Origin of the sequence: Crystallibacter degradans (genome assembly GCF_012952295.1) — a bacterium.
GTDB lineage: Bacteria > Actinomycetota > Actinomycetes > Actinomycetales > Micrococcaceae > Crystallibacter > Crystallibacter degradans.
The window spans coordinates 146605-157517 of sequence record NZ_JABBCH010000010.1 but is presented as its reverse complement, the minus strand read 5'-3'; the positions used below and the strand labels follow the sequence as shown (position 1 = coordinate 157517).

The 10913-nt window shown below is 66.2% G+C and carries 9 protein-coding genes and 1 riboswitch; of the genes, 7 read left to right on the top strand and 2 right to left on the bottom strand.

Annotated elements, in window-relative coordinates; genetic code table 11:
• The 4 genes from HGO92_RS15965 to hutI form a co-directional block, all read left to right on the top strand.
• A partial coding sequence (locus HGO92_RS15965; protein ID WP_502305990.1) for a urocanase-related protein occupies window positions 1-532 on the top strand: 532 nt, incomplete at its 5' end.
• A gap of 61 nt (window positions 533-593) precedes the next feature.
• Window positions 594-1793: an allantoate amidohydrolase gene (locus HGO92_RS15960; protein ID WP_169996544.1), complete on the top strand. Its 1200-nt coding sequence runs from the start codon at window positions 594-596 to the stop codon at window positions 1791-1793.
• Complete coding sequence (locus HGO92_RS15955) at window positions 1790-3220, top strand: formimidoylglutamate deiminase (RefSeq protein WP_169996542.1); 1431 nt, start codon at window positions 1790-1792, stop codon at window positions 3218-3220. Before HGO92_RS15960 ends, HGO92_RS15955 begins: the two co-directional genes overlap by 4 nt.
• Window positions 3217-4449, top strand: a complete 1233-nt coding sequence (gene hutI, locus HGO92_RS15950) for an imidazolonepropionase (protein ID WP_169996540.1) — start codon at window positions 3217-3219, stop codon at window positions 4447-4449. The genes HGO92_RS15955 and hutI overlap by 4 nt, the downstream gene beginning before the upstream one ends.
• Window positions 4450-4539: 90 nt before the next feature.
• On the opposite strand, the gene HGO92_RS15945 is transcribed toward hutI, so the two are convergent.
• Window positions 4540-5139 carry a TIGR03086 family metal-binding protein gene (locus tag HGO92_RS15945; protein WP_169996538.1) on the bottom strand — a complete coding sequence of 200 codons (600 nt, stop codon included), beginning with the start codon at window positions 5137-5139 and terminating at the stop codon, window positions 4540-4542.
• 142 nt (window positions 5140-5281) lie between these two features.
• On the opposite strand from HGO92_RS15945, the gene HGO92_RS15940 reads away from it, so the two are divergent.
• Window positions 5282-6070, top strand: a complete 789-nt coding sequence (locus HGO92_RS15940) for a CPBP family intramembrane glutamic endopeptidase (protein WP_169996536.1) — start codon at window positions 5282-5284, stop codon at window positions 6068-6070.
• A 1359-nt stretch (window positions 6071-7429) separates the two neighbouring features.
• Here HGO92_RS15940 and HGO92_RS15935 read toward each other — a convergent pair.
• Entirely contained in the window at window positions 7430-8071 is a 642-nt protein-coding gene (locus tag HGO92_RS15935; RefSeq protein WP_169996534.1) for a VOC family protein, read from the bottom strand.
• Between the two features lie 110 nt (window positions 8072-8181).
• Window positions 8182-8296, top strand: a riboswitch (SAM riboswitch).
• Between the two features lie 64 nt (window positions 8297-8360).
• Between HGO92_RS15935 and HGO92_RS15930 the strand changes: the two genes are divergently transcribed.
• Together HGO92_RS15930 and metX are read left to right on the top strand one after the other, a co-directional pair.
• A complete protein-coding gene (locus tag HGO92_RS15930) occupies window positions 8361-9680 on the top strand; it encodes a bifunctional o-acetylhomoserine/o-acetylserine sulfhydrylase (protein ID WP_169996532.1) in 1320 nt (439 codons plus the stop codon).
• A 33-nt stretch (window positions 9681-9713) separates the two neighbouring features.
• Window positions 9714-10841, top strand: a complete 1128-nt coding sequence (gene metX / locus HGO92_RS15925) for a homoserine O-acetyltransferase MetX (protein WP_169996531.1) — start codon at window positions 9714-9716, stop codon at window positions 10839-10841.
• Window positions 10842-10913 lie beyond the last annotated feature (72 nt).

The window sequence follows — 10913 nt, the reverse complement described above, 5'->3', positions numbered from 1 at the left end:
GGAACTCTTCCCGGAGAACGAACATCTGCACCGCTGGATCGACGCCGCGCAGGAGCACGTCGAGTTCGAGGGCCTGCCGGCACGGATCTGCTGGCTGGGCTACGGCGAACGGCAGAAGGCCGGGCTGTTGTTCAACCAACTGGTGGCCGAGGGCAAGGTCTCCGCGCCGATCGTGATCGGCCGCGACCACCTGGACTCCGGTTCCGTGGCCTCGCCGTACCGCGAGACCGAATCCATGGCGGACGGTTCCGACGCGATCGCCGACTGGCCGCTGCTGAACGCCCTGGTCAACACATCCTCCGGCGCCACCTGGGTGTCCATCCACCATGGCGGCGGCGTCGGCATTGGCCGCTCCATCCACGCCGGCCAGGTCTCCGTGGCCGACGGCACCGAACTGGCGGCGCAGAAACTGGAACGGCTGCTGACCAACGATCCGGGCATGGGAGTGATCCGGCACGTCGATGCGGGTTACGATCGGGCCGTCGAGGTTGCTGCCGAGCGCGGGGTAAGGGTACCGATGAACGAGTCCTGATCCTGCCTCGTCCTACCCGCCCGTCTTGTCCTGTCCGCCTGTCCCCATCCGGAGGTCCTCTTTGGAAACCGTTTCCCAGCTGCTCGAGTCAATTAGCGACGTCGGCCGTGACACTGCCCGCGGCGGCTATTCGCGTCCGGTGTATTCGACGGCGGAGTTGGACCTGCGCGGCTGGTTCGTCGAGCAGGCCGGCCGACGCGGGCTGGAGGTGGAGACCGACCGCAACGGCATCATCTGGGCCTGGTGGGGTGCGCCCGAAAAAGGCGCGCTTGTCACCGGCAGCCACCTGGACTCGGTGCCCGGCGGGGGCGCCTTCGACGGCCCGCTCGGCGTGGCCTCGGCACTCGCCGCCGTCGACGTCCTGCGGCGGCGCGGGGTCCAGCCGAACCGGTCCCTTGCCATCACGGTGTTTCCGGAAGAGGAGGGCTCACGCTTCGGGGTGGCCTGCCTCGGCTCGCGGCTGCTGACCGGCGCCATCGATCCGGACAAGGCCCGTAACCTGCGCGACGCGGACGGCAATACCTTTGCGGAAGTCTCGCAGGGGAACGGGCTGGACCCCGAACACCTCGGGCGGGACGAGGAAGCGCTGGCCCGGATCGGCGACTTCGTCGAACTGCATGTCGAGCAGGGCCGCGGCCTCGGCGAGGAGGGGCCCGCGATCGCCGTCGGCAGTTCCATCCTGGGCCACGGACGGTGGAAGCTGACGGTCAGCGGCCAGGGCAACCATGCCGGAACTACGCTGATGCAGGACCGGGCGGATCCGATGGTGGCGGCGGCGCAGATCATTATTGCCGTGCAGAAATCCGCCGCGGCCCAGCCGGACGCCCGCGCCACGGTGGGGCGGCTGGAGCCGATCCCCGGCGGCACCAACGTCATCGCCTCGCGGGTCCAGCTGTGGCTCGACGTCCGGCATCCGGAAGACGCCGTGACCGCCGCGCTCGTGGAGGCGATCCACGGCAAGGCGCAGAAGATTGCCGCGTTCGAGGGCTGCTCCGTGACGCTGACCGAGGAGTCCTATTCCGGCACCGTGCACTTCGATGCGGCGCTGCAGCGGCAGCTCGAAAATGCGCTGCCCGGGGCCCCGGTACTGGCCACGGGTGCCGGCCACGATGCCGGCGTACTGGCCGGTTATGTGCCGTCCGGCATGATCTTCGTGCGCAACCCGACCGGCATTTCCCACTCGCCGGAGGAACACGTTGAGGACGACGACGCCGACGCGGGCGCGGGTGCGCTGGCCGACGTATTGGAGGGGCTGCTGTGAGTGTCTGGTGCGAAGCCGCTTGGATCCGCGGACGCGGCATTGTTTCCGGGGTGCGTGTGGAGGTGGACGAGTCCGGAATCGTTACCCGACTGGAGCTCGGCGCGGAGCGGAAGGCTTCGGACCTGCCGGTCTCCGGCGTGGCCTTTCCGGCTGCTTCCAACGCCCACTCGCATGCGTTCCACCGGGTCCTGCGCGGCCGCACGCATGACATGGGCGTGGGCAGTTTCTGGACGTGGCGGGAGCAGATGTACCGCGCGGCCGGGGCGCTGACCCCGGCGCTGTATGAGCAGCTGGCCACCGCCGTCTTTGCCGAAATGGTGGTGACGGGCTGGACCAGCGTGGCCGAATTCCACTACGTCCACCACCGCCCCGACGGCACGCCGTACGGCGGCACAGGGAGCTCAGCAAGCACCGGCAGCGCAGACCCGAACGGAGCCGACGGCCCGCATGCCATGGAGCTCGCGCTGGCCAGGGCAGCGGTCAACGCCAGGATCAGGCTGACGCTGCTGGACACCTGCTACCTCGCTGGCGGCATAGGGCAGGAGCTCTCGCCGGAACAGCTGCGGTTCGGCGACCCGGATGTGCACGCATGGTTGTCGCGGCTGGCGTCCCTGCGCGAAGCCATCTCGCGGGAATTCAGCCCGGATCAGGTCACTGTCGGTGCCGCGCTGCATTCGGTTCGCGGTGTGCCCGCTGACGTGCTGCCGGTCATCGCCGAGCAGCTGCCGCCGGAGATTCCGCTGCACATCCACCTTTCCGAACAGCCCGCCGAAAACGAAGCCTGCCTGCAGGCTACCGGCCTGACGCCGACGGCGCTGCTGCGCCGGAGCGGCCTGCTCACCCGCCGGCTTTCGGCCGTCCACGCCACCCACCTGACGGAGCAGGACATTGCCATGCTTGGCGCCGCCCACGCCACCGTGGTGATGTGCCCGACCACCGAGGCGGACTTGGCGGACGGCATCGGCCCGGCCGCGGCACTGCGCGACGCCGGGGCACGCATCGCGCTCGGCACGGACCAGCACGCCGTCGTCGATCCGTGGCTGGAAATGCGCGCGCTCGAACACGGTGAACGGCTGCGGTCTGGTCAGCGCGGCTGGTTCCCTCCCGAAGCATTGCATGAGGCGGCCTCGGATGCCGGCGCCCGCTCGCAGGGCAGAAGGCTGCCCGGCTTCGAACGGGGGAAGTACTGCGATTTGATGGCGGTGGATCCCAGCAGCCTGCGCACCATCGGCTCGCAGCCGGACCAGCTGGCGCTTTCCGCCACCGCGCAGGACGTCAGGACCGTCGTCATCGGCGGCCGCCTTGCCGCCCGCCAAGGCATCCACGCGACGCTGGGCGACCCCGCCCGGCTGCTCGCGGCAGCCATCACCGACGTCGACGCCGCAGGAACCGGCGATACCGCAGCCAAGGGAGCCCTCCAAAGATGACCTCTACGCAGTCCACGCTGATCACCAACATCGGCGAGCTCATGACCCAGGATCCGGCACGCGGGACGGCTTCAGTCCTGCGCGACGCCGCCGTCGTTATTGAGGGTGAACGGATCAGCTGGATCGGACCCGCCGGCCAGGCGCCGCAAACAGATGAAATGTACGACGCCGAAGGCCGCGCGGTGCTGCCGGGCTGGGTCGATTCGCACACTCATTTGGTGTTCGCCGGGGACCGGACCGCTGAGTTCGAGGCACGGATGGCTGGGGAGAGCTATGCGGCCGGCGGGATCGCCGTGACTACCGGGGCCACCCGCACCGCCGACGATTTCGACCTGACCCGGTTGCTGATGGGACGCGTCGCCGAGGCGGTTGCCGGCGGTACGACCTACTTGGAGACGAAGACCGGTTACGGGCTCGATGTGGAGCACGAGGCGCGGTCCGCGCGCATTGCCTCCACAGTGGCGGACCAGGTGACGTATCTGGGCGCCCATCTGGTCCCGGACGGAATGGACGCGGATGCCTACACCGAGCTGGTCTGCGGCGAGATGCTCGCGGCGGTCCGGCCATACGTGCAGTGGGCGGACGTCTTCTGCGAGCGTGGTGCCTTCAACGAGGAGCAGTCACGGCGCGTGCTGGCCGCGTGCCGGGATGCCGGACTAGGACTCCGCGTGCACGGCAACCAGCTGGGCGAGGGGCCGGGCGTGCAGCTTGCCGTCGAGTTCGGTGCCGCCAGTGTGGACCACGTCAACTACCTGGCAGACACCGACGTGAAAGCACTGGCCGACAGCTGGTCCGGTTGGGACCGCGCGGCCGGGACGGGGGAACGCGGCACAGTGGCTACCTGCCTGCCGGCCTGCGATCTCTCGACCAGGCAGCCCTTGGCGCCGGGTCGGCAGCTGCTCGATGCCGGCGTCGAAATTGCCCTCGCTTCCAACTGCAACCCGGGCACGTCCTACACAAGCTCGATGAACTACTGCGTGACCACTGCCGTCCTGCAGATGGGCCTGAGCGTCCAGGAGGCAGTCCGGGCGGCGACCTATGCAGGCGCCCTGGCCTTGGAGAAGCACGTTGGCGCCGACGTCGATGGACAGCGGGCGGTGGGCTCGATCGCCGTCGGTCATCGGTCGGACCTGCATTTGCTCAATGCGCCCTCCGCCACGCATCTCGCTTACCGGCCCGGCATGCCGCTGACTGCGGCGGTCTGGCGCGCTGGGGTGAAAGTGCGCTGATTTTCGCTGGTGATTTGCCTGCCTGCCTGCCAGCCGGGCAGCCGCTGGTCCGAGATGCCGGCTGCCGCTGGGCCGAGATGGCGGCTGCTGCTACTTCGCGGTCCAGCCGGGATTCCGTCCCGTCAGCCCTAACAATCGGTCCAGCAGCGGTGCATCGGCGGGAATCTCGATGACGGGGCCGAACAGGCCCTCGCGATCTTCGCCTTCCTTGGCGGAGAGCTCGGCAAATTCGTAGGCCGCCTGCAGGTTGGCTGTGTCGGCCTCGAACGTCTGGCCCGTGGCAGCGGCCAGATCCCAGCCGTGGACCACCAGTTCGTTGGTAGCCACCAAGCCCATGAGCTCGGCGGGCATGGTCACGCCGCCCGCCTGTGCCATACCTTGCCAGGCAGACGGATGTTGCCAGGCAGCAGCCAGGCCGTCCAGGCGCTGGGGGAGAAGGTTCCGCCAATCCGGGTCCAGGTTCGCAGCCGAGGGCCGATTATCCGGGGCGTCGGGCGGCACGGAGCCATAGCCCGGCTCCATCGATGCTTTGGTCGCCGCGTCCCTGAACGCGAGGGTCAAGCCCATGAAGTGGTCCAGCAGGTCCCCGACGCTGTAGTACTCGCAGGGCGTTGGCCCGGCCAGCTGACCGTCCCCGATGCCCTTGACAATTTCCGCCACCTGCCGCGCGGCTGGTTCCAGATTGAGCACGCCGGACCTCCCTCTCTTGTCGCCTATTCCTGTCTTTTTGACCTTCGCACGCGGGGTGCCCGGCGTCCAGAGCCAAGCCGCGGCATTGCGCCAATCCGTCCTTGTTGAGCACGCTCCCAGCAGGAGTTGGCAAGATAGACCCATGCAGAGCCAGACCGCAGCCACCGACACCGTGCCCCGCACCCGCCGCTACTACCACGCCGAAGTGCTGATCGTTCTGGGGCTCTCCCTGGGGCAGTCCGCCGTCTACGCCATTGTGAACCTGCTGGAAAAGATGACGCGGGCGCCACTGGGATCGCAGACCACGGCGCTGAACCCGGTCCTGAACGAGCGGGAACTGTTCGACCTGCTCTACCAACTGCTGGCAATCTTCTTTGCCCTGGTCCCCGTGGCGCTGGTGCTGTTCCTGCTGGCAGGGCCGGGTGAACGTGCCCGCGAGGCCTTCCGGAAGATCGGGTTTACCTTCGCCCGACCTGGCGTGGACTTTGGACTGGGCTTCGGGCTGGCCCTGCTGATCGGCGTGGGCACCTTAGGGGTGTATGCGGGCGGGCGCGCCCTGGGCATCACGACGGCGATAGTCCCGGCCGCGCTGGACGAATACTGGTGGACTGTCCCGGTCCTGGTTCTCTCCGCCCTGCGCCACTCGGTGCTGGAGGAGGTCGTTGTGGTCGGCTATCTCTTCAACCGGCTGGCCAAGCTGGGCTGGGGCACCTGGACCATCATTTTCACCAGCGCTCTGATCCGCGGCAGCTACCACCTGTACCAGGGGATCGGGCCCGGCATCGGCAACTTCCTGATGGGCCTTGTCTTCGGCTATGCCTACACCCGGACCAAACGGGTGATGCCCCTGGTGATAGCCCATGCCCTGCTCGACATCGCCGGCTTCGTTGGCTACGCCCTCTTCGGCTCCGCCATCGGCATCGGCGAATAGCAGCAGCGCCGATAGTCTGCGGCTGGGGCAACCATTCGGCTGCGAATCGGGATGATGCTGCGGCGGCAGAAAGGCGGCCCTTCCCCGAACCGCAGCGTGACCCCATTTCGCAGCACGATGCACTGACCCTGGTGCATGGCACACGGTCCGGCGCAGCGAACGTGAATCTTCATTGACTGCTGATAGGAGGGACTCCCGGCCACCGGTTGTTCCATCGATCCTGCTTGAGGCCAGCATTGAGCAGCAGCTTCACGAGTCCGCTTGGCCGGTGGGACTCAGGCTGCCACGCGGCGTCCCACGTCCATCGAACGAAATGGACCCCACAGGCGCGAATTCGGTCCTCGCGTTTCTTCTCTGCCACGACCCTGTCCACAGGTGTCTGACCCTTCAAATACTCTCCATTGGAGTACTTGGCTGTACCGTCGAACTCCCCGACGAGGCGTTTCTCCTTCCAATAGAAGTCGGTGATTCCTACCGTCCTGCCATCCGTGTCATGGAATGCGTATTGCAGCTCCGGGGCCGGAAAATGAAACAAGTACATTAAGGCTCTAGACAAGGATTCGCCTGGCAACTGCGCACGCGGATCCGCAAAGTCAATGACTCTGTGAGCTCGCAGCGATTTCGCCTTGGTAGGAAGCTGATCTGCCAATGCGTGCAGGTGGGATCTTGCCAACGCTGGCAGGTTCCGTTTCCTATCCGGCCGGAGAACATGGTCCAGAACGGGGACGGCATGCTCAAACGGCAAATGTCCGGCTACGTCGACTGCCGTTTGTGCCCGTGACGTTACGGCATATCCATCTACTGTCTCCAATGGTTCCAGTAGTTTCGAGGCGTGCCATCGCATACCGGCGCGGCGTAATCCATGACAACCTTCAGCTGCCAGCAACTGCACCTCGGTACTCTTGCCCACTACCGGCATACCCCAGATGACCGCAGCAGACTGCCACACGAGCACCCGGGGTGAGCGTCCCTTGCTCACAGCCGCCTCAACGTGGATCCGGTACTGGTCCCACCAAGGCATGCTTGCCCAGTGCTGGGTTCGGACGTAGACACCGTTACGAACGCGCGTCAGTTCCCCGGTCCGGCACCGTTCGGCAAGGCTCCTTCGGCCGATCCCCGTGAGGTCGTAGTCATGGGAAAAGATCAGTTGAGAACACATTCTTCAACCCTGATCGTGTCCGAGCGGTTGGTCTCCTACGATGCGGGCAGATGTGGACAACGCGGTCTGAATACCTGCTGTGGAGGACGATTAACGGGGAAAAGCTTCGATTCGGGATTCCGCCTGCACCGCGTAGGCAAGGCAGAATCCCAAATCGAAGCGTCGCCCCAAAACGGAGCGAAATCTCCGGAAAGGAGCGGTTAGAGTTCGACGACGCCCTTGTCGGTCTCGAACCGTACGGACATGATGCCCGGGGTGCCGTTCGGTGCCGTCCAGGCAACTTTGACGTCATCCAGCAGCGCATCGATCGGTGTTCCCAGCCAGTCCGCCACACGGGTAGAGGAGCCGCCGATGGTCAATCCAATCAGCTTCGCCGTTGCGGGGTAGGCCTTCGACGGGTGCAGCTCTTCGGTGCCGTCGTCCCAGCGCAGCATGTACGGAACCTGCGGGTCCGCGATGAGGCCCTTAATGCCGATCTGCTGCCAGGTCAGTTCGCGGCCATCCGGGAACTTGCGGCCGCCCGGCACCGCATGGCGCCCCAGCCGTTCCTCGAACGGGGCCAGATCGTCGACCTCGACGCACCAGCCCATCCAGCCGCCGCCTGCTTCGGAGCGGGCGCGCACGGCCTGGCCGAACGGCGCCTTGTCCGACGCCGGGTGGTTCAAAACCTCGACGACCTCAAGGTAGTGGCGGTCCGTTAGGGGGAAAATCATGTTACGGGTTCCAAAGCGGGGGTGGACGCCCCCCTTGACGGCTTCGATACCTAGCGCTGCCGAAATCCGTTCGGTAGTAGCCGCCAGGCCATCGGGTTCACAGGCATATGAGACATGATCGAAACGCATGCCTCATTTTGGCATTTTGTGATGTGCCTCTCGACTAAGGGTGTCCTAACCGACATTCACACACCGTCACATACTTGCTGAAAAAGTGCCTGTCGCCGAACCTAGATACAGGTCATGAGTGCCAGCAACAAGCCCCGGCTAGCTGGCCGGCAACCCTCCAACCGCGGTGGGGTGCCCCGGGTGAGGACCAGGCTTCCGCCAGCAGGCGGGACGCAAGCGCGGGTCACCCGAGAAAAATGCCGGAAACCGGTTCCCGGGTAGACCCCTTTGAGACAAGAGGGAGTTCCACATGTCAAATGACTGGTCATTCGAAACCCGCCAGATCCATGTAGGCCAGGAGCCGGACGCCGCAACAGGCGCGCGTGCCCTGCCCATCTACCAGACGACGTCGTTCGTCTTCCCGAGTGCCGAAAGCGCGGCCAACCGTTTTGCGCTGGCCGAACTGGCGCCCATCTACACCCGGATCGGCAACCCGACCACGGAAGCCGTGGAGAACCGGATCGCGAACCTGGAAGGCGGCGTTGGCGCACTGCTGCTGTCCTCCGGCCAGGCGGCGTCCACGTTCTCCATCCTGAACGTTGCCGAAGCCGGTGACCACGTCGTCGCCAGCCCCAGCCTCTACGGCGGCACGTACAACCTGCTGAAGAACACCCTGAAGAAGTTCGCCATCGAGGTGACCTTCGTCGAGGATCCGGACAACCTGGACCAGTGGCGCGCCGCCGTCAAACCGAACACCAAGGCATTCTTCGGCGAGGCCGTGTCCAACCCGCGCCTGGATGTGCTCGACGTCGAGGGCATCAGCGCCATCGCCCACGAGGCCGGGGTGCCGCTGATCGTGGACAACACGCTGGCCACCCCGTACCTGATCCGCCCGATCGAGTGGGGCGCCGACATCGTGGTCCATTCGGCCACCAAGTACCTCGGTGGCCACGGCAGCGCCATTGCCGGCGTGATCGTGGATTCGGGCAACTTCGACTTCGCCAAGGACCCGGAGAAGTTCCCCGGTTTCAACACCCCGGATGAGAGCTACAACGGCCTGGTCTTCGCCCGCGACCTCGGCGTTGGTGGCGCGCTCGGAGCCAACCTGGCCTACATCCTCAAGGCCCGCGTCCAGCTGCTGCGCGACCTCGGCTCCTCCGCCGCTCCGTTCAATGCGTTCCTGATCGCCCAGGGCCTGGAGACACTGAGCCTGCGCATGGAGCGCCACGTGGAGAATGCGCAGAAGGTGGCCGAATGGCTTGAAAAGCACGACGCCGTTACGTCCGTTGCGTACGCCGGCCTGCCTTCCAGCCCGTGGCACGAGCGCGGCCGCAAGTATGGCCCCAAGGGCACGGGTGCCATCATTGCGTTCGAAATCGCCGGCGGGCTCGAGGCCGGCAAGCGCTTTGTCGATGGACTGGAACTGCACTCCCATGTGGCCAATGTCGGCGACGTCCGTTCGCTGGTGATCCACCCGGCGTCGACCACCCATGCCCAGCTGTCCCCGGAGGCGCAGGCAGCCGCTGGTGTCACGCCGGGTCTGGTCCGGCTGTCCGTTGGCATCGAGCACATCGACGATATTCTTGCGGACCTCGAAGCCGGTTTCCGCGCATCCAAGGGTGCCGCCTGAACGCGGCATCATGAAGGAATCACAGGCATAGCATTGACAACTCTGCAACCACAGGAGCTGCTGGACACGGCGGCGGACGGCATTTTGCGTTACGCGTCCATCGGCGCCCTCGAGCTGGAAACGGGCGGCTTTCTGCCGGAGGTCGTTCTGGGCTACGAAACCTGGGGCACCCTGAACGAGGATGCCTCCAACGCCGTGCTCATTGCGCATGCCCTGACCGGCAGCACCCATGTTGCGCGCGGAGATACGGATGAGGCGGGCTGGTGGGATCCCCTGGTGGGGCCCGGCGCCACGATCGACACCAACGAGTACTTCGTGATGGCGGCCAATATGGTCGGCGGCTGCTACGGCTCCACCGGTCCGTCCTCACCGGCGCCTGACGGCAAGCACTGGGGTTCGCGCTTTCCGCTGGTGACCATCCGCGATTCGGTCCACGCCGAGGCGCGGCTGGCCGACCGGCTGGGCATCAAGCGCTGGCATGCTGTTCTCGGCGGCTCCATGGGCGGTGCCCGCGCGCTCGAATGGGCCGCTACCTACCCGGAGCGGACCGCCCGTTGTGCCGTGATTGCCTGCGGTGCGGCGAGCACCGCGGAGCAGATCGCATTTGCGCAGGCGCAGGTGCTGGCCATCCGACTGGACCCGGACTTCAACGGCGGCGACTACTACGAAGGGCCCGCGCCCGACGCAGGCCTCGGCATCGCCCGCAGGATCGCGCATATCAATTACCGGTCCGAGCCCGAATTCGAGTACCGCTTCGGCCGCAACGCCCAGGGAACGGAACAGCCCTTCGGCAGCGCCAACCCGGCAGAGCGCGGGCGGTATGCGGTGGAAAGCTACCTGGACCACCAGGCCAGCAAACTGGCGGGCCGGTTCGACGCCAACAGCTACATCCTGATGACCGAAGCCCTGATGAGCCACGACGTCGCACGCGGGCGCGGTTCGGTCCAGCAAGCCTTGGCCGACGTGGAAACGGATTTCTTCATCGCCGCCGTTGATTCCGACCGGTTGTACTTCCCGGAGCAGTCGCGCCAGCTGGCCGAAGCGCTGCCCACGCCGCCCAAGGTGCACATGATCGAAGTGCCCACCGGCCACGACGGATTCCTGACTGACATCCACCAGCTGCACAATGAGCTAGTGACCCAGTTCTTCCCGCACAGCTGATCCGGCTACGTCCCGGGCTGCCGCGCCCGCCGAACGGTTCCTTGCCCCGTGACGCGTTGCGAATCGCGCCGC